Here is a 25427-nt window from a genome sequence, read left to right on the forward strand (position 1 = left end):
CCCAGTCTCGGTGACACGGATCAGCGATGCCGTCCGCGCCGCCGGTTGAGCGTGCCGGCCGCCGCACCGATCGCCGAGGTCGGGACGCCGCCGTCCGCGCGCCCTATCCCATCTCGGACCGGGCTCTACCGTTCCTGATCGGAGGGCTGCTGGCCGGGCTCGTCCTGGCCACCAGCGTGGCGATCGCGATCGGCACCGTCGCGGTGCCGCTGGCCGACGTCTTCGCGGTCACCTGGGCGCACCTGACCCCCGGCAACAGCGAACAGAACCTGTTGTACGACCAGATCGTCTGGGACTTCCGGACCCCGCGGGTGCTGCTGTCCGCGGTCAGCGGCGCCGGGCTGAGCGTGGCCGGTGTCTGCCTGCAGGCGTTGGTGCGTAACCCGCTCGCCGACCCCTACCTGCTCGGCGTCTCCTCCGGCGCGTCGCTGGGGGCCGTGGTGGCGCTCACCACCGTCACCGCGCTCACCACGACCGTCGGGGTGTCCGGCGCTGCCTTCCTGGGCGCGCTGGCCACCGTCGTCGTGGTGCTCGGCCTGGCACAGCGCTCCGGCCGGGTGTCCGCGACCCGGCTCATCCTCGCCGGTGTCGCGGTCGCCTACCTGGGTTCCGCGCTCACCAGCTACGTCCAGTTGCAGGCCGACCCGACCGAACTGCGGGGCACCATGTTCTGGCTGCTCGGCTCGGTCGCCGGCGCGTCCTGGACAGACCTGCCGGCGCCCACCGTCGCCCTGGTGGCCTGTGCGCTCTGGCTGGCCACCCAGGGTCGACGCCTCAACGCGCTCACCATGGGCGAGGACTCCGCGACCGGCCTCGGCATCGACGTCAACCGGCTGCGGATCGGCCTGCTCCTGGTCGCGTCGCTGCTCACCGCGACCGTCGTCAGCGTCGCCGGTGGCATCGGCTTCGTCGGGCTGATGGTGCCGCACGCGGTGCGGCTGCTCGTCGGCCCCGACCACCGCCGCGTCGTCCCCGTGTCGTTACTGCTCGGCGCGCTGTTCCTGGTGCTGGTCGACCTCTTGTCACGGACCCTCGACCGGCCCAACGAGATGCCGATCGGCATCTTCACGGCCGTGCTCGGCGCCCCGTTCTTCCTGTGGCTGATGCGGCGACGGGCAGGTGCCCTCCGATGAGAGTGACCGCCACGGACCTCCGGGTGACCATCGACGGTCATGTCATCCTCGACGACGCCGCGCTGACCGCCGAGACCGGCGCCGTCATCGGCCTGGTCGGGCCGAACGGATCCGGCAAGAGCACGCTGCTGCGCAGCATCTACCGCGCGATCCGCCCGGATCGCGGCGCGATCCTGATCGGGCAGACCGACGTGTGGCACCTATCCGCCCGCAAGGCCGGCCAACTACGCGCCGTGGTGACCCAGGACCAGGAGCTGCACAACGACTTCAGCGTCCGGGACGTCGTCGCCCTGGGCCGGGTGCCACACCAGGGCCTGCTCGACCGGGAGACCGCGGACGACCGTGCGCTCGTGGCACGCTCGCTCGAACGCGTCGGCATGACCTGGTCGCAGTCCCGGCTGTTCGCCACGCTCTCCGGCGGCGAACGGCAGCGGGTGCTGCTCGCCCGGGCGCTCGCCCAGCAGACGCCTGTCCTCCTGCTCGACGAGCCCACCAACCACCTGGACATCGGCGCCCAACTCGAACTGCTCGACCTGGTCCGCGACCTCGGCCTCACCACCGTCTGCGCCCTGCACGACCTCGACCACGCGCTGGCCTACTGCGACGAACTGGTGCTCCTGCACGGCGGGCGGGTCGTCGCCGCCGGCGGTCCGGCCGACGTGCTGACTCCCCAGCGGCTGACGGACGTCTTCGGCGTCCGGGGGGCGTTCACCACCCACCCGCTGACCGGCCGGCCCCATCTGGTCGTCGCCGCCCTGAACCCGGCCGGCCCGCCCAGCCGCCGCGTCGGCACCGACGCGGGCAGCACGGCCGCCTCGACGGCATGACCCACCAACGGAAGCGCCCGCCGGATGGCCCCGGAACCACCGAGCGCCGCACCTACCGCAGGGCGCGCAGCCCCCACCACCGATGCCGCCTGGGCCCGGCGGCCAACGCGGCCAGGACGACCTCAGTGACATCGACGCTGTCGCGGACCAGCGTCATCCGCGTGCGACGAGTGATCGCCGCGGCATCGTCGTACCACCGACGGCAGGGTTCACACGACGTCAGGTGCCGCTGCGCGACGTCCCACTGCCCGGGCGCGTCCTCGCCGTCGAGCTGGCTCGACAACACCTCACGCCACCGGACACACCCCACATGTCGGTAGTCGCCGCCGACCTCATGATGGTTCCCACCCGCGCCGGCCAATGCCGAGCGCGGTCAGCCCGCCGCGCCTCCGTCGCCCCGCCGCTTCCCCGGCGACCCGGTGGCGAGAACCTCGATGAGGTCCTCGCGGGCCCGGGCGACCCGCGACCGGATCGTGCCCACCGGGCAGCCGCAGACCTCGGCGGCCTCCTCGTACGACATGCCCAGCAACTGGGTGGCCACGAACGCCACCCGCCGCTCGGGGCGCAGCGCGGCGACGAGCTGCTCCACCGCGATCGCCCGGTCGAAGCCGCCGTTGACGTCGACCAGGTCCTCCGGCAGGGTCATCGCCACGGTACGCGGGCGGGTGGCGGCCATCCGCACGTTGTCGACGGCGACCCGGCGGGCGATGCTCAACAGCCACGTCCGCGCCGACGACCGCCCGGCGAACGACGGCAGGGACCGCCACGCCCGCAGGTAGGTCTCCTGGGCCAGGTCGTCGGCCTCCGCCGCCGACGTCAGCGCGGCGAGGAACCGCCACACCGACGTCTGGGTGGCCCGGACGAACGCCGCCGCGGCCTCCCGGTCACCCCGGCCGGCTGCGAGCGCCCACGCGGTGACCTGCGCGTCGTCCATCACCCTCGGCACCTCCGCACGCCCCACACGACAACGTGTAGTAGTAGCTGCTCCGCAGACTACGGCATGAGCCGCGTGCACTGTCCCGTCGCGGCGAGAACCCTGCCGGCCACCGACCGGCCGGCCCGTCGGCACGGTGCGGCATCCACACCAGCCCACCACGACCGACGTGGACCGACTGAAAGGCGAACCAATGGCAGGTCGCACGGCACGCGGCATCGTCCTTCTCCTGGCCGGCCTGGCCGGCGCCGCGGCGGCGGCCGGACCGGCGTACGCGCACGTGTCGGTCAGCCCCGCGCAGGCCGCCCCGGGCACGACCACCACGTTGACGTTCCGGGTGCCCAACGAACGCGCGGACGCCACCACGGTCGGACTGCGTCTCGTCCTGCCCGCCTCGACGCCGATCGACTCCGCCGCCGTGCACGAGTTGGCCGGCTGGCGTGCGGTGGTCGAGCGGACCCAGCCGGGCGGCGGCGGCCGCGTCAGCGCGGTCACGTGGACCGCGCTCACCCCGGACGCGGCGATCGACGGTGACCAGTTCCAGGAGTTCCGGGTCTCGCTCGGCCCGCTGCCCGACGGCGGCGACCGGGTGGTGTTCAAGGCGCTGCAGACCTACTCCGACGGGCAGGTCGCCCGATGGATCGAGGAACCCGAGACGGGGAAGCCCGAGCCGGAGAACCCGGCGGTGGTCCTGCGGCTGGACCGCGACGCCGGCGGCGCGGTGGACGAGCACGGCATGCCGATCGCCAGCGGCACCGCCGCACGCGACAGCGCCCCGCCGGCGGCCGTGTCGCTGGCCGTGGGTGTCGCGGCGCTCGTGCTCGCCGCAGCCGCGCTGCTGCTGGCGCTGGTCAACCGGGCTACCGCCACCGCGGGTCGACGCTGACCGGTGGACTTTCACGCGGGACGGGTGCCGCCGATGACCGACCAGCGAACCGGTCCGCCGCGCGGCCGGTGTCACGTCCACGTCCACCGTCCCCGCACGTCGCCCGAGGTCGGCGCCGGCGCCGACGAGACGGTGATCCTGGACCCCGTCTCCGGCCGCCCGTGGCTGTCCGGGCGGTGGCCGCGCTGGACCGTCCGACAGATCGACACCGACGCGCTGCGGGTGGTGCTGATCGGCGCCTGCGGGTTGCCCGAACGCGCGCTCGCCGAGCAGGTGATCCGATCCGCCGACCGCTACGATCCGGGTGCCCTCGCCCGCCTGCCCGGCAGCTTCCTCACGTTCGTCCGCACGCCGTACGGCAGCTACGCCGCCGGAGACGTCGCCGGCCTGCATCGGCTGCGGCTCACCGCCGGTGAGCTGACCTCATATCCCCACGGCGACGGCGCCGTGCCCAAGGCGAGCGGCGTGCACCTCTACGACGACGGCGCCCACCGGCTCGAACCGTACTGGGCGCCGCCGCGGGCCGACACGCCGGCGACGGTGACCGGCCCGCTGCTCGCGCAACGGCTGCGCACGGCCGTGCGCAGCCGCGTGTCGACGCTCGGCGCCACGATCGACGCCGACGACGCGGCCCGCCGGCTCCTCGACGGTCACCCCGTGCCGATGGACTCACCGCGGGGCCCGCTCACGCTGCTGCCGACCGGCATCGAATCCCTGCTGCCACCCGGCCGGCAGACGCGCCGCCGGATGGGCGTCGACCGCCGCCTACGCGCGCTGCGCGCGAGTGCTGCAGCAGCCGCCGCGGATCCCGACCCGGGCTGGTTGCTGCATCTGCCGATGCTCGACGCGCACGTGCTCCAGGTAGCGCTGGCGACCCGACCGTCCGACCTGTCCCGGGGTCATCTCCGCGCCGAGGCCGCCCAGGCATTGGGCCAATGACAGGCGGCACACAAAATGGCGCACCATTCGGTAATCCGTAGCGCGCCGCAGTCCGTACCATATTCGTGAGCCGGGACACGTCACGCGCGCCGCGAAGGGCTACCGCGGCGCGGCGCTCACCCACGGCGCGAGGGCACGCCGCCGCCCGCCCGATGCTCGGGATCCATCCACCGAAGATGAGGTCTGTCGTGGAGTCCACCTACCACGTGCTCGGCATGAGCTGCGACCACTGCGTCCAGTCCGTCACCGCTGCGCTGAGCGCGCTGCCCGGCGTCCGCGAGGTCACCGTCGGCCTCGCCGCCGCCCTGGTCACCGTCCGCAGCGACACCCTGCCGCCTGCGGACGCGGTGCGCCGCGCCGTGGACGAGGCCGGGTTCGAGCTGACCGCGGCCCGGCCGTGACCGCCCCGGCGCAGCTGACGCTGACCCCGCTCAGTGTCGGCGGGATGACCTGCGCGGCCTGCGCGAACCGGATCGAACGCAAACTGAACCGCATCGACGGCGTACGGGCCACTGTCAACTTCGCCACCGCCACGGCCACCGTCACCCACCCGACCTCCGTGCCCGTCACGGACCTCGTCGCGGTCGTCACCGCGCTGGGCTACACCGCCCAACCGCCGAGCACGCACGCCCCAGACACCGACCAGGACCGCCCGCTGCGCCTGCGGCTCGCCGGCGCGGTGGCGCTCGGCGTCCCCGTCATGGCGATGTCCATGGCGCCCGCGCTGCAGTTCACCGGCTGGCAGTGGGTCGTCGCGGCGCTGAGCGCCCCGGTGGTCGCGTGGGCGGGCTGGCCGTTCCACCGCGCCGCGCTGGCCAACGCCCGCCAGGGCGCCGCCACCATGGACACGCTTGTCAGTCTCGGCGCGCTGGTGTCGTACCTGTGGAGCCTGTGGGCGCTGCTCGCCACCGACGCCGGGCGGCCGGGCCTGACGATGACCTTCTCCCTCACCGGCGGCCACGGCCACGCCCTCTACTTCGAGGTCGGCGCCGGCCTGGTCACCTTCCTGCTCGTCGGGCGCTGGCTCGAGGCCCGAGCCCGCCGGCGCGCCGGTTCCGCGCTGCGCGGCCTGGCCGAACTCGGCGTCCGGGACGTCGCGGTCCTCGACGCCGACGGCGGGGAACACCGGCGGCCGGTGACCGTCCTGCACGTCGGGGACCGCTTCGTGGTCCGGCCCGGGGAGCGGATCGCCACCGACGGTGTCGTGGAGACCGGTGCCGGCGCGGTCGACGCCTCGCTGCTGACCGGCGAGAGCGTACCGGTCGAGGTCGGCCCCGACTCCCCGGTCGCCGGCGGCACTGTCAACACCGGCGGCCGGCTGGTGGTGCGGGCCACCCGTGTCGGCGAGGACACCCGCCTGGCCCAGATCACCCGGCTGGTCGCCGAGGCCCAGGCCGGCAAAGCCCGGGTGCAACGCCTCGCCGACACCATCGCCGGCATCTTCGTCCCGTTCGTGCTGGTGATCGCCGTGGCGACGGCCGCGGCATGGCTGGTCCTCGCCCCCGCCGCCACCGCGGTCGGGGTGGCGGTCGCGGTGCTCATTGTGGCCTGCCCGTGCGCCCTCGGCCTGGCCACCCCGACCGCGTTGCTGGTCGGCACCGGCCGCGGCGCTCAACTCGGCGTGCTCATCCGGGGCGCCGCCGCGCTGGAGTCCGCCCACCGCATCGACACCGTGGTGTTCGACAAGACCGGAACGCTGACCACCGGCCGGATGCGGGTCACCGCGCTGCACCCCGCCACCGGGGTCGACGAGGTGGAGTTGCTCCGCGCCGCCGCGGCGGTTGAGTCCTGCTCCGAGCATCCGCTCGCGCAGGCCGTCGTGATCGCCGCCGGGCAGCGCTGCGGCACCGGCCTGCCGGTCGCGACCGACTTCCACGCCACGCCCGGACGCGGTGCCGCCGGCACGCTCGACGGCGCCCGGATCATCGTCGGCAGCGCCCGGCACCTCGCCGACGCCGGCGTCACCGTGCCCGAGACCACCGGCGCCGACAGTGTCGTGTACGTGGCCCGCGACGGTCACCTGCTCGGATGGGTCACCGTCGCCGACGGCCTGCGCGACACCGCCGCCGCGACCGTGGCCCGGCTGCGCGACGCGGGCCTGCGGCCCGTCCTGCTGACCGGCGACACCCCCGCCGCCGCCGAGGCGGTGGCCGCGCTGGTCGGGCCGATCGAGGTGTACGCCGGGGTCAGCCCGGAGGAGAAGGCCGCCACCGTACGCCGGCTGCGCGCCGAGGGCCGGGCCGTGGCCATGGTCGGCGACGGCGTCAACGACGCGGCGGCGCTGGCCGAGGCCGACCTCGGCATCGCGGTCGCCACCGGCAGCGACATCACCATCGAGGCCAGCGACGTCACCCTGGTGCGCGCCGACGCCGGGACCGTGGACCTGACCGCCGCCGTGGACGCGCTCGCGCTGGCCCGGGCCACCCTGCGCACCATCAAGGGCAACCTGTTCTGGGCGTTCGCCTACAACACGCTCATGATCCCGTTGGCGGCGACCGGGCTGGTCAACCCGATGGTGGCGGGGGCGGCGATGGCCGCGTCCAGCCTCCTGGTGGTGCTCAACAGCCTCCGGCTGACCCGGTGGCAGCCTGCGTTGATCCGTTCGGGCCTGTGAACCGTACGTCTGGAAGACGGTCACACACGATGCCGTAGGCTTCCCGACGGCCTCTACTACAAGCTGTCGTTATCAGTGATCCGGCAGGACACCACCGGGACGGAAGGGAACGGACGTGACGGACGAAGCGCAGGTCACCGCCTGGGCGCTGGCGGCCGGTCAGGGTGACCACGAGGCGGCCACCCAGTTCGTCCGGGCGACGCAGACCTCCGTGTGGCGCTACCTCGCCGCGATCGCCTCCCCCGCCGAGGCCGACGACCTCACCCAGGAGACCTACCTGCGCGCCGTGCGGTCGCTGCCGTCGTTCGCCGGCCGGTCCTCCGCCCGGACCTGGCTGCTGACGATCGCCCAACGGGTCGCGGTCGACCGGGTACGGACCATCACGGCGCGGCCCCGCACGGTGCCGCTGCCCGAGACGCACGAGGTCGCCGACCGTCACCACAGCGGCTTCGACCAACGGGTCGCCCTGGAACACCTGATCGCGGCGCTGCCCGCCGACCGGCGGGAGGCGTTCGTCGCCACCCAACTGCTCGGCATGTCCTACGCCGAGACCGCCGAGCTGTGCGGATGCCCCGTCGGCACCGTCCGCTCCCGCGTCGCCCGCGCTCGGGAGGACCTTGTCGCCGCGATGCGGGCCCGCCCCGGCCGGGGCGACGCCGTCGGATGACCCGCAGGTCACCAGCAGGACGCGGGAACCAGCGACGCCCTCGCGACGACTACCCGACCATGGGGTGTGCGCAGTGGCGTGAGGTGTTGTCAGCTCAACTCGACGGCGAGGAGACCGCCGCCGAGCGGTCGGCCGTCGAGCAACACCTGGCCGACTGTGGGCCCTGCCGCACCTGGTACGACCGCGCCGCCGCGGTGTCCCGCCGCGCCCGGCTCACCCTCACCGACGCCGCGGTGGACCGCACCGACGCGATCCTGGCCGCCCTGCCCGAGCGGCCCCGGCGACCGTGGCGGCAGCGGATCACGCTGGGCCTGCGGGCCACGCTGGGATTGGTGGGCACACTGCAACTGGTGCTCGGTCTCGCCCAGGTCGGGCGCGGGCCGACCGGCGGCCACCAGCACGACGTGGGTGGGGCCCTGACGTCCGGCCACCTCTGGCACGAGTCGGCGGCCTGGAACGTGGCGGTCGGTGCCGGGTTCCTGTTCGTCGCCGCCCGGCGCACCCCGCCCACCGGGCTGGTGCCGATGCTGTCCGCGTTCGTCGGCACGCTGGTGCTGCTGTCGGTCAACGACCTGGCCACCGGCCGGGTCGACCCGGGGCGGCTGGTCAGCCACGCGTTCCTGCTGGCCGGCTACGCCATCGTGGTCGCCCTGACCCGCGTCCGGGTGGAACCGGGTGGCCCCGCCGACCACGGCGCCCGGGAGCACGGTCGGTGGCGGCTGTCCGAGGAGACCGCGGCGGCACCGGGATTGCGGCTGGTGCCCGCGCCCTTTCAGGGCTCGGCGCACCACCGGGGCGACGCGGCGGCGTGACCGCGCTGCCGGGTGAGGTGGCCGATCCCACCGGCTGGAACTTTCCGCCTCCCGGCCCCGACCAACGACAGGAGTACCGATCTTCGAGGGGACACTGTCATGCCCAGCACCACCACCAGCCGGTTCCTGCGTCCGGCGGCCCTGATCGGCGCGGCCCTGCTTGCCGTGTCCGTCGCCGCCTGCGGTTCCGACGAGGGATCGTCGGCCACCACGCCGTCGGCGTCGGCGACCGCTTCGGCGAGCGCGGCGGCCGGCGTGCTCGGCATCAGCGACCCGTGGGTGAAGGCCGCCGACAAAGGCATGACCGCGGCGTTCGGCACGCTGGTCAACGACGGCGACGCCGATGTGACGATCACGAAGGCGGCCACCGAGGTGTCGCCGATGGAGCTGCACGAGATGACCATGAAGGACGGGAAGATGGTCATGCAGCCCAAGGAGGGCGGCATCGTGGTCAAGGCGCACTCCCGCGCCACGCTGGAGCCCGGCGGCGACCACCTGATGCTGATGAACATCGCCAAGCCGGTGAAGGCCGGCGACGAACTCAGCTTCACGCTCACCTTCGCCGACGGCCGCACCCAGACCTTCACCGCCGTGGCGAAGCCGTTCACCGGCGCCCAGGAGTCCTACGCCCCCGGCCACGGCGAATCCCCGATGCCGGAGATGAGCATGAGCCCGGCCTCATGACCGCAAGTTCCCCCACGGGCCGCCGGGTGAGCAGGCGCGGCCTGCTCACCGGCGGCGCCGCCGCCGGGGGCGCGCTGGCCGGCGGCGCCGCGGTCGCCGCGGCCCGCCCCGACGACCCGGGGGTACGCCCCGAGGCGGTGCCGGTGGCGCAGGTCGGCGACGCGATCGAGCCGTTCCACGGCGCCCGGCAGTCCGGCGTCACCACCGAGCCGCAGGCGCACGCCGCGTTCGTCGCCCTCACCCTGAAACCCGGCGTCGACCGGGCCGCGATCGGCCGGATGCTGCGCCTGCTCTCCGACGACGCCGCCCGACTCACCCAGGGCCGCCCGTCGCTCGCCGACACCGAGCCGGAACTCGGCCTGCTGCCCGCCCGGCTCACCGTCACCTTCGGCTTCGGCCCCGGCCTGTACGCCGCCGCCGGACGCGCCGACCGCCGGCCGGCGTCGGTGGCCGAGTTGCCGGCGTTCCGCGTCGACCGGCTGCAACCGCGCTGGTCGGGCGGGGACCTGCTGTTGCAGATCTGCGCCGACGACCCGCTCACGGTCGCCCACGCCCAGCGCGTCCTGGTGAAGGACAGCCGGCCGTTCGCCGCCGTCCGCTGGGTGCAGCAGGGCTTCCGCCGTGCCGCCGGCGCCGAACCGGGACATACCCAGCGCAACCTGTTCGGGCAGCTCGACGGCACCGCCAACCCGAAACCCGGCACCCCGCTGGACACCGCGGTGTGGGTCACCGACGGACCGGACTGGCTACGCGACTCCACCACCCTCGTGCTGCGGCGGATCAGCATGAACCTGGAAACCTGGGACCTGCTCGGCCGCACCGACCGGGAACTCGCCGTCGGCCGGCGCCTCGACACCGGCGCGCCGCTGACCGGCGCCGCCGAGCACGACGAACCGGACTTCGCCGCGCTCGGGCCGGACGGGCTCACCGTCATCCCGGACTTCTCCCACCTGACCCGGGCGCACGTCACCGACGACCGGCAGAAGATCCTGCGCCGCCCCTACAACTACGACGGCGCCCCGACCGCGGAAGGCCACGCCGACAGCGGCCTGGTCTTCGCCGCCTACCAGGCCGACATCACCCGCCAATACCTGCCCATCCAACGCCGGCTCGCCGAACGGGACCTGCTCAACGAGTGGACCACCCCGATCGGCTCGGCCGTGTTCGCCGTACCACCCGGCTGCCCCGACGGCGGCTGGATCGGCCAGCAGGTCCTCACGTGACCACGACCAGGAAGGCCGCTCGCACCATGCGCACCCGTGCCGCCGCAGCGCTCCTCGCCGCGCTGCTCGCCGCCGCCGCGCTGCTGCTGGCGCCGGCCGCGCCCGCCGCGGCGCACAACTCGTTGCAGGCGGCCACGCCGGCCCAGGACGCCCGGCTCACCGCCGCGCCGACCTCGGTGACGCTGCGGTTCCTGCAACGGCTGAACCCGGAGTTCACCACCATCGTGCTCAGCGACGCCGGCCAACAGAAGATCGCGACCGGCGCGCCCGCCGTCGACGGCGCCACCGGCACGATCACCATCGACCAACCGCTGCCCAACGGCACCTACACCGTCGCCTACCGGGTGGTCTCCGCCGACGGTCACCCCGTGCAGGGCTCCTACCGCTTCACCGTCGCCGACCCGACCGCGCCCACGGCGTCGGCCGCAGCCGGGACGGCTGGGACTCCGGTCGGCGCCGACGCGGCAAGCCCCGCATCCGCTGGCGGTAACGGCGACACCGGCCCGCCGGTGGCCCTGATCGCGGGGGGCCTGGTCGCCGCCTTGGCCGTGGCGGGTACGGCCCTGCTCCTCCTGCGGCGTCGTCGCGCCGCCTGATCGCGGGCGAGCGGCCCGCCGGCCAACCGACCCGATGCCAGGCTCCACGTCGTGCACCAGACCGCATCCGGCGTTACTGCCTCCCGACCACAAGCGCACGGCCGCAAGCCACTCCTGCACGCGCCCGCGGGCAGCAGCTCGGTCGATGCCACCGCACCCCGACGGCCTGCGCCGGTCTGAACGACCCGCTGATCGGGCGACACCCATCGCAGCGTTCATCGCGCCGGCGGCGCAAGCGGGCTGGCAGAACCGGGTGCCTCACCGAGACATTCAGTTCAGGATGGACGTGCACGTAGCCGAGGTCGCTCTCCCGGATGACCACCAGGTGTCCGTACGCGCCGAGGTAGCGCTGTAGCGCCACCTCGCCGCCGCCGGCACGGCGGACGGCGAACGCCACCGGCACCGTGGTGCCGGCCATGGTCGCCGTGCACGGCCCCGCCGTCGCCTGCGGTGGCGGTGGCGGCAGGGTGGCCGGGGCATACGCGCCCGGGATGTGGTGGTCGACGCCGAGCACCAGCGGTGTCGCAGCGCCGCCCGGGGCGAGGACGGAGAAGTCCGCGTAGACGCGGTAGGCGCCGGCGCGGAGGAGTCTCAGCGGCACGCTCCAGGTGCCGTCGGGCGCTATGGTGGGGTGCAGGTGCTGGTAGCCGGTGAGGTCGCGGGCCACCACGACGAGATGCAGGGCTTGTCATGCACGACCGCGGAGCGCGTCGCCGGCCGCCCGTCGGTTCCCAGGACGCGGAAGCGGTAGTCCTCGCTCCGGCCGGCGGGCTGCAAGCGCCGCTCGGGCAGCCCGTCCCGTTGGCGGTAGCCGCGCGAGCGTCTGCGACGCGGCCGGTCGCTGTCGTAGGGCGCGGAGAACGAGGTCCTCGGCAGCTCGGGCACCGTGGTCCAAGCCGCGCAGAATCGCATCCGCTGATGCCGGTGGCGCGACAGCACCGGTGAGGAGGCCGTCACGCCACCGCAGGGAGCGTCGTCGCCGGAGGTACCAGTACCGACTGACGTCCGATGCGACGTTAACGGATCTAGTTGCCGTTTGCACCAGCGGCAGACGTCCGGCTTCACCGGATGCCGCAGGCGCAAGAGGCCGGCCGACGTGCGACCCCCGCAGAGGACGCCGCGCCGGCCGGGTCCGCCTCACCTGAGGTACCCCCTACCTCGCGGACGTCTTTACGATAATGATTTCCGCTTCAGATGTCATCGCCTGTTCGTTCCGGCGCAGGAAGCCCAAGCGGAACCCTGGAGCCATCTACGCCTGTTGACTCACCAGGCGACTACGTGGTGTGCTCGCACGGTAACGGTAACGGTAACGATGGTCGTTTCGAGTTCTGAGGAGGATCATGTCTCTCACCGTTCCGCCAACTCTGCTCCAAGCCGCCGAAGCGGGCCCCGTGGACGACGCTGACTTCGTCGCCTGCGTACGCGACTCCCTGCCGTACGCCTGGGAGACCGTCTCCCGGGTGGTCGAGAAGTTGGGGTCCTCCACCGTCGACTTCGCCGACAACGTCGTACCACCGCCCACCGAGACCGAACGCGGTCAGCTGTTGCGGGCGCTGGCCAGCGATGCGATCCGCTCCGGCCTGGAGCGCCACTTCGGGGTGAAGCTGGCCTTCCAGAACTGCCACCGGGTGGCGGCGTTCCGGTTGAGTGCCGTCGACTCCGATACCTACCGCAGGTTCGTCTCGACCCGCGGGCAGTTGCTCAACCAGTCACCCGAGCTGCGCAACTGTTGACCACCACACTGCCGAACGTCCCGGCGGGCAGGTCCAGGCTCACCTGTTCCTGCGCGCCGGGCACGCCGATCCCTGTGGAATGAGCTACTCGCACGGTCCGCCCGACATCGACACCGACGTGCGGGAGCGGGTAGCTCCGCACTCGGTCGATTCGCCGCAACGGTGCCGGGCGGCTGTGGAGGTGGCCGCCGCGCTTGCGGCGTACGCCATCTGCTGTGACTCGTCGAGGCGGCCGGGGACCACCCTGCGCACCAAGAACCGGCTCAGCAGCGAAATGCTGAACGGCCGGTAGGAGGATGCCCTCCGCGCGGGCGTTCCGGCGGCGGCGAGCGCATCCACCGCAGGACGGCGATCAGGCGGCACAGGCGCCGCAGACTCCGAAGATCTCCATGGTGTGGCCGACGTCGGTGAACCCGTGTTGGCTGGCGACCCGGTCGGCCCACCGCTCCACGGCCGGTCCGGCGACCTCGACCGTGCGACCGCACTCGCGGCACACCAGGTGGTGGTGGTGGCGGCTCTGGCTGCACCGCCGGTACAGCTGCTCTCCGCCCGGCAGCTTGGTGGAGTCGAGTTCGCCGGTGTCGACCAGCAGCTGCAGGGTGCGGTAGACGGTGGTCAGGCCCACACGCGCCTGACGATCCAGCAGCATCTGGTGCAGCTGTTGGGCGCTGTGGAAGCCGTCGACCTCGCGCAGCAGCGCCAGCACCTCGGCACGTTGGCGGGTGTTGCGGGTCATGCCGGTCGTCGCCTCGCTCACCGTTCACCGTCTCCGTTCCGTGGCTGACCCGCTGCGGCTGGTTGGTGGCGCGCCTTCTCGTGCCTCGCCGTGGATCATTTGGCACCCGTACCCATTATGCATTGCGCATATATCCAATGGTCTCGCTGACTTTAGCAGTGCTGCGCCGATGCGACCCGGGTGTCCGATGTGGCCTGGGCTGGCATCCCGCACACCCGTTGCACCTCTTCCCGGTCGCCTGTGTAACGCCGAAACGCAGGATGGTCACGGCCTGGTCACAACGTCTCGTGCACTTAGTGACAATGGCTTTCGATGGGCGGAGGATCCCCTTCAGTCGCGCCCGTCACCGGGCGCTTGCTCTGGGAGGAATCCGCCCGTGAGACATCCATCCCCGTGGGGTAGGCGCGGTTTCGCCGCCCTGCTCGCCTCCACCGTCGCCACCAGCGCGGTCGCACTGACCGGCACAAACCCGGCAGCGGCCGAGCCGGCGGCACCGCCGGCACCGGCGGCGGAGGCACCGAAGGAAGCGCCGGCCGAGGCGCTGAGCAGCCACGACGCCGGGCTGCTCGCCGACGCCCAGGCACAGCGCAAGCCGGCGGTCACCGTCATCGTCGCCACCGACAAGGGCAAGGCCGGCCAGGTCACCGCCGAGATCCGCAAGCTCGGCGGCACGGTCACCCACCGGGTCGACCAGGTCGGTTACGTGTTGGCACAGGTCCCGACGGACAAGGTCGTCAAGGCCGCCAAGCTACCCGGTGTCTCGGCGCTGGACCTGAACGAGTCGATCACGCTGCCCGACCCGCGCGCGGAGTCGCTGCCCGGCCGGCGGGTCGCCGCGCAGGCCGCTCCGTCGGGTCCGGGAGCGGCGACTCCGGCGGACAACCCCTACATGCCGACCGGCGAGACCGGCGCGGTGGCGTTCAAGAAGGCGCACCCGACGTGGGACGGCCGCAGCGTGACCATCGGCATCATGGACTCCGGCGTCGACCTGGACAACCCCGCTCTGCAGACCACCTCCACGGGCGAGCGGAAGATCGTCGACTGGGTTACCGCCACCGACCCGCTGCTGGAGGGCGACCTGACCTGGCGCGCCATGCGCACGGAGGTCACCGGCCCGTCGTTCACCGCCGCCGGACGCCAGTGGACCGCACCGGCCGGCACCTGGCTGTTCAACGTGTTCAACGAGAAGATCACCGAAGGCAGTGAGCCCGGTGGTGACGTCAACCGCGACGGCGACACCTCGGACAGCTTCGGCATCCTCTACGACCCGGCCAGCCACGACATCCGGGTGGACTCCGACCAGGACGGTGACTTCACCGACAACCCGGTGATGCGCCCCTACAAGGAGCGCTTCGACGTCGGGCACTTCGGCGCCGACGATCCCGCCACCGCGGTGCGTGAGCAGATGCCGTTCGTGGTCGAGTACCGCGAGGACGTCGACCTCGCACCGGCGGGCCTGCCCGGTCAGACCGCGGACTTCGTCAACATCGGCATCATCGAGGACGCGCACGGGTCGCACGTCGCGGGCATCACCGCGGCCAACGACATGCTCGGCAACACCCGCTTCGACGGCGCCGCGCCGGGCGCGAAGCTGGTCTCCTCCCGGGCCTGCACCTGGGGCGGAGGCTGCACCGCGGCGGCGTTGACCACCGGCATGGTGGACCTCGTGGTCAACCGCAAGGTGGATGTGGTGAACATGTCCATCGGCGGCCTGCCGGCGCTCAACGACGCCAACAATGCCCGCGCCGAACTGTACGACCGGCTGATCAACGACTACGGCGTGCAGATGTTCATCTCTGCCGGCAACTCCGGCCCGGGCGTCAACACCGTGGGTGACCCGTCCGTCGCCGACAACGTGGTCAGCGTCGCCTCGAGCATCAGCCAGGAGACCTGGCTGGCGAACTACGGCTCGGTCACCCGCCGGCCGTACCAGCTGCACCCGTTCTCCTCGCGTGGGCCGCGTGAGGACGGCGGCTTCAAGCCGACCATCAGCGCGCCCGGATCGGCGATCTCCACCATCCCGCTGTGGCAGGCCGGCTCGCCGGCCGCCGAGGCCGGCTACTCGCTGCCGCCGGGCTACGCCATGTTCAACGGCACCTCGATGGCCTCTCCGCAGGCCACCGGCGGCGCCGCGTTGCTGCTGTCGGCCGCGAGGGCGACCGACATCGGGGTCACCCCGGCCGCGTTGCGTCGGGCCGTCGTCAGCTCGGCCTCCTGGATCAGGGGCGAGCCGGCGTACGCGCAGGGTAACGGCCTGCTCGACGTGCCGGGTGCCTGGAAGCTGCTGGCCAAGCCCGTCACCCCGCGCAGCTACACCGCGAGCGCGCCGGTTTGCACCCCGATCTCCGACTTCCTCGCCACCCCCGGCCGGGGCACCGGCGTCTACAACCGCTGCGCCCCCGGGCAGGGCGGCCAGAAGGCTGGTCAGGCGCGCACCTACCAGGTAAAGGTCACCCGCACCAGCGGTCCGGCCGGCGTGATCCGCCACAAGCTGCAGTGGCGGGGCAACGACGGGACGTTCCGCGCCCCGACGTCGGTGGACCTGCCGTTGAACAAGGCCGTCTCCATCCCGGTGACGGCGACCCCGAAGGCTGGCGCCCACGGAGCCATCCTGCGCATCGACGATCCGAAGACCAAGGTGGTCGACTTCGAGGTCCTGAACACCGTCGTCGCCGCCGAGCGGCCCACCAAGCCGGCGTACGCGTTCTCCGGCTCGGGCAGCGTGGACCGCAACTCGACGACCAGTTTCTTCGTCTCGGTCCCCGAGGGGGCGGCGGCACTGCAGGTGAACCTGTCCGGCATCGCCACCGGTTCCCAGACCCGGTTCATCGCCGTCAACCCCTGGGGTGTGCCGGTGGAGAGCACCGCCAGCACCGCCTGCTACACCAACTACTCCGACGCAGCGGCGTGCAAGCCGCAGGAGCGGGACTACGCCAACCCGATGCCCGGAATCTGGGAGATCGAGGTGGAGGCCCGGCGTACCTCGCCGTCGCTGAACAACCCCTTCCAGCTCACGGCGCGCGTGCAGGGTGTGCAGGTGGAGCCGGCCGTGGTGACGCTGCCGAGCGTGACCGCCGGTGAGTCCACGCCGGTCACCTGGACTGTCACGAACATGTTCGGCCCGGTGGTGATCACGGGTCAGGGCGGTCCGTTGGGCAGCTCGGCCTCCTCCCGGGACGGCATCGCCGACGGTGAGCGCAAGACCTACACCGTCGAGGTGCCCGCGGGCGCCACCCGGCTGGACGTCGCCATCGGCAACACCAGCGACCTGGCCGCCGACCTGGACCTGACCGTCCTGCGTGACGGCGTCGAGGTCGGCCAGTCCGCCGACGGCGACTCCGAGGAGTCGGTTTCGATCCCGAACCCCGAGCCCGGCACCTACACGGTGCAGGTCGACGGGTACGCGGTGCCGGCCGGAACCACGCAGTTCGACTACCGGGACGTGTTCTACTCCCCCGCCCTGGGCCAGGTCACCGCACCCGGCACCACGGTGTCCCTGCCCAATGGCGCCAGCGCCACCATCACCGGCGCCGTGACCGTCAACGCGGCGCCGGCCGAGGGTCGGCAGTTGTTCGGTGAGCTGAACCTGGTCACCGACGAGGGCGCGGTCGTCGGCCGCGGCGCGGTGTCCATCGGCACCGTGAACTGATTGATGCGCGCGATGCCCGTCCCCGTCGCCGACGAGGGCGGGCATCGCCGCACCATAGGCGCAATGTAATCGGGCGATCACTGTAGGATACGGCCGTTGAAACTGGGAGGTGATTCGCCTGAGCACCACCGATCCTGCCGCGCCCGTGCGGTCCGAGCCGCAGGCTCCCACCGCGCCGGCCGCTGAACCGGCGGCGCCCGACCGCGAGCGGTGGGTCGGCTCGACCGAGGTGCTGTGCTTCCTGCTCATCCTCGTCGGCGTGCTGCACCGGCAGATCGGTGCGCTGGTCACCGATCCGCGCTTGCAGACCTGGCTGACCGTCTTCGTGTCGGTGATGGTGCAGGCGGTGCCGTTCCTCGTCTTCGGCGTGGTGCTCTCCGCCGTCATCGCGGTGTTCGTGCCCCGCTCGTTCTGGGCGCGGGCCCTGCCCCGTCACCCCGCGCTCGCGGTGCCGGTGGCCGGCATGGCCGGAGTGGTGCTGCCGGGCTGCGAATGCGGGTCGGTGCCGATCGCCGGGTCGCTGATCCGCCGCGGCGTCACCCCCGCCGCGGCGCTGGCGTTCCTGCTCGCCGCGCCGGCGATCAACCCGATCGTGCTCACCGCCACCGCCGTCGCGTTTCCGCGCAACCCGGAGATGGTCGCCGCCCGCGGCGGCGCCAGCCTCCTGGTCGCCCTGCTGATGGGCTGGATGTGGCTGCGGCTGGGCCGCACCGACTGGATCCGCCTGCCGCACCGCGCCCACCTCGACGGGCTGCCCCGGATGGCCGCGTTCTGGACCGCCTGCCGACACGACGTCATTCACGCAGGTGGTTTCCTCGTCGTCGGGGCAATGGCCGCGGCGACGATCAACGTGGTCGTACCTCAGCAGTTCCTGCACGACCTCGCGGCCCGGCCGGTGTTGTCGGTCCTCGCCCTCGCCACTTTGGCGGTGCTGCTGTCCATCTGCTCCGAGGCCGACGCGTTCGTCGCCGCCTCGCTGTCCCAGTTCTCCCTGACCGCCCGGCTGGCCTTCCTCGTGGTCGGTCCGATGGTCGACCTCAAGCTGATATCCATGCAGGCCGGCATCTTCGGCCGGCGGTTCGCCGTCCGGTTCGCCCCGGCCACCTTCGCCCTCGCCGTGCTCGTCGCGGCCGGACTCGGGACGGTGATCTGGTGAGTCGCGGAACGCAGGCGGTGGTGCTGGTCTTCCTCGGCGGCGCGATCCTGCGCGCCAGCCTGACCGATCTCTACCTGCGCTACGTCAAACAGGGACTGCGCCCGTTCCTCATCGCCGCCGGCCTGCTGCTGGTCGTCACCGCGCTGGTGGCGCTCGTGCAGGAGCTGCGCCACCTGAACCGGCCCGAGGACCAGCCGGACGACGACGGGCACGGTCACGGCCGTTCCGGTCCCGCCGTCGGCTGGTTGCTGCTGCTCCCGGCGCTCGCCCTTCTCTTCGTCGTCCCGCCGGCGCTGGGCGCCGACACCGTGGCCCGCGCCGGTTCCGCCCTGACCGACGACCGGGATGTCGCCTATCCTCCGCTGCGTCCCGGAGACCCGGCCGAGTTGTCTCTGCTCGAGTACGGCTACCGCGCCGTCTACGACCACGGTCGCACGTTGCAGGGCCGACGCATCCAGCTGACCGGGTTCCTCGCCCCCGGCCCAGACGGCGAACCGATGCTCGCCCGCATCATGCTGTCCTGCTGCGCCGCCGACGGCATCCCCGTCAAGGTCGGCCTGCGCGGCGACGTTCCCGAAGGCCCGGCGAACACCTGGGTGCGATCCACCGGCCGGTGGATCCCGCACACCGCCAAGGACCCCGTCAACGACGCCGACCTCCCCTACTTCCAGGTGAAGACCTGGGAGAAGATCCCCGCGCCCGCCGAGCCGTACGAGTAGCCGCGACGGTTGCACGAGTGCTGATATCAACATCTGACAGCTAGACGACGCTATTGCACATGACTACCGTTGCGCTCACTTCGAGGAGCGCAAGGAGCGGTCGAGCATGCGCAGAGTTCCACGCCACCCCGTTCCGGCGGTGTCGTGACCCCCGGATCCGGCAGCGTCGAGGAGATCAGTGACCTCCTGCGCGCCATCGCCCACCCGACACGCCTTCGGATCCTGAGGCGCCTCACGGAGGGCGATGCCTGCGTCACGGAGCTGAGCGCCACGTTGGAGGTTCCCATGCCCAACGTGTCACACCAGTTGCGGCTGCTCCGCAACGCCCACCTGGTGCGCCGATACCGCGGCGGCGGCCGCATGTACTACGGACTCACCGGCGTACCGGCCGTCGCTCTCGTGCTGGAGGTCCTGAGGTTCTGCCCCTGACGACGGCGAGGCGCCCGCACGCGCCGAACGCCGCTCCCGGCGGTGCGCCGAGTCCCGTCGGCGGCCGGCGCGGAGCCGGGTGGGCGGGGCTCCGCGCCGGCCGGGATCACTGTTCGGTGGCGCCTCTACCGCAGGAAACTGCCGAACAGTGACGGACATCAGGCGCGTCGATCAGGGCAGCACCTCGAACGTGAACGTCTTCGGTCCCGAGGTGACGGTGCTGCCGGTGGCGGCGAGCTTGCCGGTCACCTCGAAGGTGACGGCATAGGTGCCAGCGGCGTCGAAGCCCCAGTTGGCGTGCGCGTGGGTGTTGCGGTTGACGTTCAGGCTGTCCGGCAGCCCGTTGCCGCTGTCGAACAGCACGCTCGGGGCGCCACCGGAGACGGTGTAGATGCTGAAGCCCGCCGGCCCGGACACGCCGGTGAGCTTGAAGGTGACGCGGTTGTTCTGGAAGACGCCGGTGGGCACCTCAGTGGTGTTCCAGCCGGCCCAGAGCAGCCCGGCGGTGTTGGACTGCGGCAGCACCCAGGCCTGGCCACCGGTGCCGAGGAAGGCCCAGGACGATCCGCCGGGCACGCTGACCTTGGCCGTGTTCGGCACCCGGAAGAGCACGTCGGCGGGGTTGCGCTCGACGTCGGTGGGGCCGGTGCCGTCCAGGACGTTGACGGTGAGCGCGCCGGCGGCGTAGTCGACGTCGATGACGTCGACGTGGCCGCTGGTGAGCACGAGCGGCGCCGCGGCGACGGGCGTGGTGGTGCCGGCGAGCAGTGCGGCGGTCAGGACCAGACCGGCGAGAAGACGGTTGCGGATACGCATCGCGCTCAGGCCTTCACGACGAAACGCAGCGTGGTGAGGGCGGAGGTGACCTGCTGGCCGGTGGCGGCCAGGGTGCCGGTGGCGCGGAAGGTCACGCAGTAGGTGCCGGCCTTGTCGAACGCCCAGTTGGCGTGCGTGTGGTCGCCTGCGTCCACGGTCAGGGCGTCGGGGAGCCCGTCGCCGCTGTCGGCGAGGACGTTCGGCTGACCCACGGCGTTCTCGGTGTAGATGGCGAGCTGACCCGGGCCGGCGACCGACTGGAGGGAGAGCGTCAACGAATCGCCGGTGAAGACGCCGGCCTCGATCTCCTCGGCGGCGATGCCCGGCCAGATCAGATTGTCGTTCTGGATTTCCGGCAGGATCCAGACCTTGGACACGCCCGGCGTGCCGAGGAACGTGAAGGCGGGGTCGGCGGGGACGGTGACCTTGGCCTGGCGCTTGACGACCAGCTTGACCTCGTCGGCGCCGTACTCGACGTCGTTGTCCTCGTCGTGGACGCCGATCTCCAGCGAGCCGTCCTCGTAGGCCACGTCGACGAGGTCGAGGTGGCCGGCGTTGAACGTCACGACCGAGGCGGTGGCGGCCTGCGCGGGCAGTGCCGTCGCGACCAGCGCTACGCCCAGGACACCCGACGCCAGCAGATGACGCACGGTGCTACGCACGTAAAGACTCCTCTCATGACAGTCCTCGGTGGACCGTCAGTTATTGGAAATGATAGTCGTTTTGCTTTGGTGGGGGAAGGCGTCGCGTCCGACTGATCGGCGGCCCCTGGTCACCAGGCCATGTCGGGGGGCGAACAGCCATGCGGTGAGGAAGACGGCGGTGGCGACCAGGACGATGGTGCCGCCGACCGGGGTGTCGTAGCTCCAGGACAGGTACAGCCCGACCAGCGCCGAGGCGCCGCCGATCAGCGGAGCGAGCAGCATCATCACGGCAAGCCGGTCGGTGAGCAGGCGGGCGGCCGCGGCGGGGGTGATCAGCAGCGCCAGGACGAGAATGTTGCCGATGGTCTGCAGGGAGATCACCACGGCCAGCGTCACCAGGACGTAGAGCGCGATGTCGAGCCAGAAGACCGGAAGCCCCATGGAGCGCGACATCTCCCGGTCCAGGCAGACCGCGACGAACTCCTTGTGCAGCGCCAGCACCAGGCCGAGGATGACCAGACCTGTCCCCCCGACGACATACAGGTCCCGGTCCGGGATGCCGGTGATCGAGCCGAACAGGAACTGCTGCAACGATCCGGCGTAGCCGGGCGCCCGCGAGATGATCACGATGCCGAGAGCGAACGCGGCGACCAGGAAGACACCGATCAACGAGTCCTCCTTGACGCGCCGGTTCTGCGAGAAGATCGCGATCAGCAGAGCGGTGGCGACGCCGGCGACGGCGCCACCGAGCACCAGGCTGCCCTGCAGCACGAAGGCGACCGCGATGCCGGGAAAGACCGCGTGGGCCACGGCGTCGCCGATGAAGGCCATCCCGCGCAGCACCACATAGCAGCCGACGACGCCGCAGACGATGCTGGACATCACCGCGATCGCCAGTGCCTTGGGCAGGAACGCGAGGTCGGGATTGAGCAGGTCGGTGAGGAAATCGGTGATCGACATCAGGCCGCCCGCACGAGCTTCAGCAGTGGAGAGGTCGCGCTCACGCCGAAGGTCTCCGTCCACAGCGCGGGGTCTTGGAGATCCGCAGGTCGACCGTCGGCGACGACCCGCCCGTTGAGCAGGACCAGCCGGGTGCAGGAGTCCACCGCGGCGACCAGATCGTGGGTGGTCATCAGCACCGCGTGATCCTCCCGGGCCAGGCTGGTGAACAGCTCGCCCAACAGTTCCTGGGTGGGCATGTCGAGTCCGGTGAACGGCTCGTCGAGCAGCAGGATGCTCGGCGCGAGCGCGAGCGCCCGCGCGACCAGGACGCGTTGGCGTTGCCCACCGGACAGTTCACCGGCGGGCCGGCGGCGCAGGCCGGTGAGCTGCACCCGGTCGAGCGCGTCGCCGACCGCACGCCAGTCGGCCACGCCGGGACGGCGGAGCGGACCGATCCGTCCGGTGCGACCACTCATCACGGCCTGTTCCACCGAGATCGGGAAGTCCCAGTTGAACTCGTGACGCTGGGGGACGTACCCGATCCCCGACCGGCCGGGGCGGGTCGGTTCACCCTCCACCAGCACCCGCCCGCCGCGCTTACGGATCAGGGCCAGGACGGCACGCAACAAGGTGGTCTTGCCGGCGCCGTTGGGCCCGAGCAGCCCCACCAGCTCACCGCGATCCAGCCGCAGCGTCACGTCCCGCAGGACCGGCCGGCCGCCGAGATCCACGTCCAGCCCTTCGATCTCCAGTGCTCTCACCGCCGGCCCTCCGACGAGGCGACGGGGCGTTCCCGCTCGGCCCGCCGTCGGGCGCCACGTCCGCGCAGCAACAGGACGACCAGGCCGACAGCGAGCGCGACCGCCGTCCCGGCCAACGCCGCGATCAGCAGCGTCGGCGAGCCGCCGGCCCGATCGCCGGCTCCGGCCGGGCCCTCGGCGGGCTGCTCCTGACCGGCGGGTACGGGCGTGTCCGCCTTGGCGGCGAAGGCGTCGTCGGCGCTGGTGGCGTCGCCCACCGCGAAACGCAGCGTGCCGGTCGCCGACACCTTCTTCCCGTCGACAAGGTCGGCCGACACCTGCACCGCCAGCAGATAGACACCCGGGGCGGAAAAGACCCAGTTGGCGTGGGTGTGGGTGTTGACCTCCACCCAGAAGGGTTGGGCCTTCGACTCGGCGGATCGCCAGAGCGGCTGCGGCGCCGCGAAGTTGCCCGACTGGAGGTACGTCGTGAGGGTCCCCGGACCGCGCACACCGAGCAGGGTCAGGGTGACGCCGCGGTCGATGGTCCGCAACACCCGCGGGTCCTGGGTGTTCCACCCCAGCCAGACGACGTTCCGGTCCTGGACCTGCGGCACCACGTACGCCCGCGCACCGGCCTCGATGCCGAGAAAGGCGTACGCCGGGTCGTCCGGAACGGTCTGCAGCGCGGCGTCGGACACCCGCAACAGGGTCTCGTCGGGGTCACGCCACACCGGTCGCGCCTGCGTGCCGTCGTGGATCAGCAGCGTCCACCGGTTGTCGACGTAGCGGGGGCCGATGTCGACGTGCCCGGTGGTGAGCGTCGTCCGCCCGGTGGCGAGGGGCTGGTCGGCTGCGATCGACTGGCTGAGGTTCGGCGTCGGCTCGGCCGCCCGCGCCGGGGTCGGTGCCGTCGCCAGCACGAGCAGCGCCGCGAGGGCCCCGCGCAGGATGACTGTGGTCGTGCGGGTGCGGCGGCGCGCCCGTCCTGCCGTCACTGGTTCCTCCATCACTTCTCCGTGGTCAGGCAGTCGCGCAGCGATTCGGCGTTGAACCGCATCATCTCCGCGTAGGTGGTGACGTCGCGGTCGAACGCGTCGCCGTAGATCGGGCACACCCGCAGGTTCTCCTCCCGGGCCACCTCGGTCAGCGTGGCGGACCGAGCCGCCAGGTTCGGCTCCAGAAAGACAGCAGGTATGCGCAGGTTGCGGATCGTCTCGGTGAGCTTGCGGCGGTCGGCGAGGCTCGGCTCGGTGGCCGGGTTGGGTGTGACGAAGCCGGATATCTGTATCCCGTACGCCTGGCCCAGGTAGCCGAACGCGTCGTGCGTGGTGACGAGGTGGCGCCGGGACGGCGGGATCTGCGCGATGGTGCCCCGCACGTACGTGTCGAGCGCCTCCAGTTGCCGGAGGTAGGACGAGGCGTTCGCCCGGTAGGTCGCCGCCCCCTCGGGGTCCACGCCGATCAGCGTGTCCCGGATGAGCTCCGTGTAGGCCATCGCGTTGCGGACGTTCTGCCACAGGTGCGGGTCGATCTCACCGTGCACGTGCTTGCCGAGGACCGCCTGCGGCAACTGGTGGACCTGGGTGCCGGGCCGGCCGAGGAACCGGAAACGCCGGTCGCCGGGCACCTCCAGCAGTGCCTTGTTCGGCACCTCGATCACGGTGTGCGCCGGGTCGTACACCCGTTGGGTCGCCTCGCCGCCACCCTCGGGGTCGGCGAGCAGGTAGAGCCGCCGCTGGTCGAGATCGACGGTGACATCGGCGTGCCCTCCGCTCAGCACCTCCGACGTCCCCGGCACCGAGTGCGGGTCCACCCCGACGGCGAAGGTGAACACCTGCTCACCCATCGGGACGGGCGCCGTCCGCGGGTCGACGGCCAGCCGCGCCCGCATGGTCAGCCGGTAGACACCCGGCTTGGTGAACGCCCAGCTCATGTGGGTGTGCGCGTCCGGCGGCAGCGTCGCCGTGTCGTCCCGGTAGCCGTTGGCGGGGTCGAACCCGTCGCTCGAGTCGACGGAGAACGACGGGTTGCCGAACGACTCGGTGAGGTACGCGAACATCCGCCCCGGCCCGTCCACGGCGGTCGCGCTGAGCAGTACCTCCGAGGACCGGTCCGCTCCCTGCTCCGCACCGGCGCCGCGCACCCGCATGCCCAGCCAGATGGTGTCCAGCGAGACGTCCTCGACCAGCGGGATGATCTCCGCCGCGTACTTCACCGCTCCCTCGGCCAGCGAGATGTTCGGCACGCCGTCGCGCAGGTTCGCGTCCAGCGCCTTGATGACGGCCTGTTCCTCCAGGAGCAGGTAGTTGCTGAAGGCCACGTCGGCGTAGACGACGTCGCGGATGTCCCGCAGCGACGGCTCGTAGCTGTGCGGGTCGGCGCCGTCGGGCACGAGCGAGGTGACGGTCACCCGTTCGCCGCCGACGTTGCGCGCCAGGTCCCGCAGGATCCCGGTGGTCGTCAACACCTGGATCCGCTGGTCGTGCGCGCTGAGCGCCACGTCCGACCGGCAGCCCCCGGCGAGCATCGCGGCCAGTAGCGGCAG

25 protein-coding genes are annotated in these 25427 nt (G+C 72.2%); 16 read left to right on the forward strand and 9 right to left on the reverse strand.

Annotated elements, in window-relative coordinates; genetic code table 11:
• Nucleotides 1–26 precede the first annotated feature (26 nt).
• Both ACN27B_RS29815 and ACN27B_RS29820 read left to right on the forward strand, forming a co-directional pair.
• Nucleotides 27–1133 carry a FecCD family ABC transporter permease gene (locus tag ACN27B_RS29815; RefSeq protein ID WP_422742603.1) on the forward strand — a complete coding sequence of 369 codons (1107 nt, stop codon included), beginning with the start codon at nt 27–29 and terminating at the stop codon, nt 1131–1133.
• Nucleotides 1130–1960 (forward strand): ABC transporter ATP-binding protein, encoded by an 831-nt coding sequence (locus ACN27B_RS29820; protein ID WP_422742605.1) that lies wholly within the window; start codon nt 1130–1132, stop codon nt 1958–1960. Before ACN27B_RS29815 ends, ACN27B_RS29820 begins: the two co-directional genes overlap by 4 nt.
• 373 nt (nt 1961–2333) lie before the next feature.
• Here the strand turns inward: ACN27B_RS29820 and ACN27B_RS29825 are convergent, their stop codons facing one another.
• Entirely contained in the window at nt 2334–2897 is a 564-nt protein-coding gene (locus ACN27B_RS29825) for a sigma-70 family RNA polymerase sigma factor (RefSeq protein ID WP_422742607.1), read from the reverse strand.
• 190 nt (nt 2898–3087) lie between these two features.
• On the opposite strand from ACN27B_RS29825, the gene ACN27B_RS29830 reads away from it, so the two are divergent.
• From ACN27B_RS29830 to ACN27B_RS29870, 9 genes are all read left to right on the forward strand, one after another.
• The gene (locus ACN27B_RS29830; protein WP_422742609.1) at nt 3088–3780 is read left to right on the forward strand and encodes a YcnI family protein; all 693 of its coding nucleotides are present in this window, start codon (nt 3088–3090) and stop codon (nt 3778–3780) included.
• A 33-nt stretch (nt 3781–3813) separates the two neighbouring features.
• The gene (locus tag ACN27B_RS29835) at nt 3814–4719 is read left to right on the forward strand and encodes a hypothetical protein (protein WP_422742611.1); all 906 of its coding nucleotides are present in this window, start codon (nt 3814–3816) and stop codon (nt 4717–4719) included.
• Nucleotides 4720–4895: 176 nt separating this feature from the next.
• Complete coding sequence (locus ACN27B_RS29840; protein ID WP_422742613.1) at nt 4896–5120, forward strand: heavy-metal-associated domain-containing protein; 225 nt, start codon at nt 4896–4898, stop codon at nt 5118–5120.
• Between the two features lie 44 nt (nt 5121–5164).
• A complete protein-coding gene (locus ACN27B_RS29845) occupies nt 5165–7333 on the forward strand; it encodes a heavy metal translocating P-type ATPase (protein WP_422746106.1) in 2169 nt (722 codons plus the stop codon).
• A gap of 115 nt (nt 7334–7448) precedes the next feature.
• Nucleotides 7449–8000 carry a sigma-70 family RNA polymerase sigma factor gene (locus ACN27B_RS29850; protein WP_422742615.1) on the forward strand — a complete coding sequence of 184 codons (552 nt, stop codon included), beginning with the start codon at nt 7449–7451 and terminating at the stop codon, nt 7998–8000.
• 59 nt (nt 8001–8059) lie between these two features.
• The gene (locus ACN27B_RS29855; protein WP_422742617.1) at nt 8060–8812 is read left to right on the forward strand and encodes a zf-HC2 domain-containing protein; all 753 of its coding nucleotides are present in this window, start codon (nt 8060–8062) and stop codon (nt 8810–8812) included.
• A gap of 99 nt (nt 8813–8911) precedes the next feature.
• Nucleotides 8912–9496, forward strand: a complete 585-nt coding sequence (locus ACN27B_RS29860; protein WP_422742619.1) for a copper chaperone PCu(A)C — start codon at nt 8912–8914, stop codon at nt 9494–9496.
• Nucleotides 9493–10719, forward strand: coding sequence for a Dyp-type peroxidase (locus ACN27B_RS29865; protein WP_422742621.1), 1227 nt, complete (start codon nt 9493–9495; stop codon nt 10717–10719). Before ACN27B_RS29860 ends, ACN27B_RS29865 begins: the two co-directional genes overlap by 4 nt.
• A 26-nt stretch (nt 10720–10745) precedes the next feature.
• The gene (locus ACN27B_RS29870; protein WP_422746108.1) at nt 10746–11315 is read left to right on the forward strand and encodes a copper resistance CopC family protein; all 570 of its coding nucleotides are present in this window, start codon (nt 10746–10748) and stop codon (nt 11313–11315) included.
• 73 nt (nt 11316–11388) lie between these two features.
• Here the strand turns inward: ACN27B_RS29870 and ACN27B_RS29875 are convergent, their stop codons facing one another.
• The gene (locus ACN27B_RS29875; protein ID WP_422742623.1) at nt 11389–11985 is read right to left on the reverse strand and encodes a hypothetical protein; all 597 of its coding nucleotides are present in this window, start codon (nt 11983–11985) and stop codon (nt 11389–11391) included.
• Between the two features lie 670 nt (nt 11986–12655).
• Between ACN27B_RS29875 and ACN27B_RS29880 the strand changes: the two genes are divergently transcribed.
• A complete protein-coding gene (locus ACN27B_RS29880; RefSeq protein WP_422742625.1) occupies nt 12656–13048 on the forward strand; it encodes an SCO5389 family protein in 393 nt (130 codons plus the stop codon).
• A 352-nt stretch (nt 13049–13400) separates the two neighbouring features.
• On the opposite strand, the gene ACN27B_RS29885 is transcribed toward ACN27B_RS29880, so the two are convergent.
• On the reverse strand, nt 13401–13784 hold the full coding sequence (locus ACN27B_RS29885) for a Fur family transcriptional regulator (protein WP_422746110.1): 384 nt from the start codon (nt 13782–13784) through the stop codon (nt 13401–13403).
• Nucleotides 13785–14160: 376 nt separating this feature from the next.
• On the opposite strand from ACN27B_RS29885, the gene ACN27B_RS29890 reads away from it, so the two are divergent.
• The 4 genes from ACN27B_RS29890 to ACN27B_RS29905 all read left to right on the forward strand — a co-directional run bounded on the left by ACN27B_RS29890 (nt 14161) and on the right by ACN27B_RS29905 (nt 19737).
• Nucleotides 14161–17433, forward strand: a complete 3273-nt coding sequence (locus ACN27B_RS29890) for a S8 family serine peptidase (protein WP_422742627.1) — start codon at nt 14161–14163, stop codon at nt 17431–17433.
• Nucleotides 17434–17578: 145 nt separating this feature from the next.
• Nucleotides 17579–18589 carry a permease gene (locus ACN27B_RS29895; protein ID WP_422742629.1) on the forward strand — a complete coding sequence of 337 codons (1011 nt, stop codon included), beginning with the start codon at nt 17579–17581 and terminating at the stop codon, nt 18587–18589.
• Entirely contained in the window at nt 18586–19308 is a 723-nt protein-coding gene (locus tag ACN27B_RS29900; protein WP_422742631.1) for a TIGR03943 family putative permease subunit, read from the forward strand. The genes ACN27B_RS29895 and ACN27B_RS29900 overlap by 4 nt, the downstream gene beginning before the upstream one ends.
• A 144-nt stretch (nt 19309–19452) precedes the next feature.
• Complete coding sequence (locus ACN27B_RS29905) at nt 19453–19737, forward strand: ArsR/SmtB family transcription factor (protein ID WP_278104872.1); 285 nt, start codon at nt 19453–19455, stop codon at nt 19735–19737.
• A gap of 171 nt (nt 19738–19908) precedes the next feature.
• On the opposite strand, the gene ACN27B_RS29910 is transcribed toward ACN27B_RS29905, so the two are convergent.
• The 6 genes from ACN27B_RS29910 to ACN27B_RS29935 are packed head-to-tail and all read right to left on the reverse strand — an operon-like array spanning nt 19909 to nt 25409.
• Complete coding sequence (locus ACN27B_RS29910; protein ID WP_422746112.1) at nt 19909–20562, reverse strand: choice-of-anchor M domain-containing protein; 654 nt, start codon at nt 20560–20562, stop codon at nt 19909–19911.
• Entirely contained in the window at nt 20559–21215 is a 657-nt protein-coding gene (locus tag ACN27B_RS29915; protein ID WP_422742633.1) for a choice-of-anchor M domain-containing protein, read from the reverse strand. The genes ACN27B_RS29910 and ACN27B_RS29915 overlap by 4 nt, the downstream gene beginning before the upstream one ends.
• 36 nt (nt 21216–21251) lie before the next feature.
• Nucleotides 21252–22157: an anchored repeat-type ABC transporter permease subunit gene (locus ACN27B_RS29920; protein ID WP_422746114.1), complete on the reverse strand. Its 906-nt coding sequence runs from the start codon at nt 22155–22157 to the stop codon at nt 21252–21254.
• Nucleotides 22157–22870: an anchored repeat-type ABC transporter ATP-binding subunit gene (locus ACN27B_RS29925; protein WP_422746116.1), complete on the reverse strand. Its 714-nt coding sequence runs from the start codon at nt 22868–22870 to the stop codon at nt 22157–22159. Before ACN27B_RS29925 ends, ACN27B_RS29920 begins: the two co-directional genes overlap by 1 nt.
• A gap of 26 nt (nt 22871–22896) precedes the next feature.
• Nucleotides 22897–23889, reverse strand: a complete 993-nt coding sequence (locus ACN27B_RS29930; protein WP_422742635.1) for a choice-of-anchor M domain-containing protein — start codon at nt 23887–23889, stop codon at nt 22897–22899.
• Entirely contained in the window at nt 23889–25409 is a 1521-nt protein-coding gene (locus ACN27B_RS29935) for an anchored repeat ABC transporter, substrate-binding protein (protein ID WP_422746118.1), read from the reverse strand. The genes ACN27B_RS29930 and ACN27B_RS29935 overlap by 1 nt, the downstream gene beginning before the upstream one ends.
• Between the last annotated feature and the right edge of the window lie 18 nt (nt 25410–25427).

The organism is Micromonospora sp. WMMD754 (assembly GCF_049315235.1).
Lineage (GTDB): Bacteria > Actinomycetota > Actinomycetes > Mycobacteriales > Micromonosporaceae > Micromonospora > Micromonospora sediminicola.

Coding starts and splice junctions, on each gene's coding strand:
- ACN27B_RS29815 (WP_422742603.1), top strand. CDS start 27: ATGCCGTCCGCGCCGCCGGTTGAGCGTGCCGGCCGCCGCACCGATCGC.
- ACN27B_RS29820 (WP_422742605.1), top strand. CDS start 1,130: ATGAGAGTGACCGCCACGGACCTCCGGGTGACCATCGACGGTCATGTC.
- ACN27B_RS29830 (WP_422742609.1), top strand. CDS start 3,088: ATGGCAGGTCGCACGGCACGCGGCATCGTCCTTCTCCTGGCCGGCCTG.
- ACN27B_RS29835 (WP_422742611.1), top strand. CDS start 3,814: ATGACCGACCAGCGAACCGGTCCGCCGCGCGGCCGGTGTCACGTCCAC.
- ACN27B_RS29840 (WP_422742613.1), top strand. CDS start 4,896: ATGAGGTCTGTCGTGGAGTCCACCTACCACGTGCTCGGCATGAGCTGC.
- ACN27B_RS29845 (WP_422746106.1), top strand. CDS start 5,165: ATGACCTGCGCGGCCTGCGCGAACCGGATCGAACGCAAACTGAACCGC.
- ACN27B_RS29855 (WP_422742617.1), top strand. CDS start 8,060: ATGGGGTGTGCGCAGTGGCGTGAGGTGTTGTCAGCTCAACTCGACGGC.
- ACN27B_RS29860 (WP_422742619.1), top strand. CDS start 8,912: ATGCCCAGCACCACCACCAGCCGGTTCCTGCGTCCGGCGGCCCTGATC.
- ACN27B_RS29865 (WP_422742621.1), top strand. CDS start 9,493: ATGACCGCAAGTTCCCCCACGGGCCGCCGGGTGAGCAGGCGCGGCCTG.
- ACN27B_RS29870 (WP_422746108.1), top strand. CDS start 10,746: ATGCGCACCCGTGCCGCCGCAGCGCTCCTCGCCGCGCTGCTCGCCGCC.
- ACN27B_RS29880 (WP_422742625.1), top strand. CDS start 12,656: ATGTCTCTCACCGTTCCGCCAACTCTGCTCCAAGCCGCCGAAGCGGGC.
- ACN27B_RS29885 (WP_422746110.1), bottom strand. CDS start 13,784: ATGACCCGCAACACCCGCCAACGTGCCGAGGTGCTGGCGCTGCTGCGC.
- ACN27B_RS29920 (WP_422746114.1), bottom strand. CDS start 22,157: ATGTCGATCACCGATTTCCTCACCGACCTGCTCAATCCCGACCTCGCG.
- ACN27B_RS29930 (WP_422742635.1), bottom strand. CDS start 23,889: ATGGAGGAACCAGTGACGGCAGGACGGGCGCGCCGCCGCACCCGCACG.
- ACN27B_RS29935 (WP_422746118.1), bottom strand. CDS start 25,409: ATGCTCGCCGGGGGCTGCCGGTCGGACGTGGCGCTCAGCGCGCACGAC.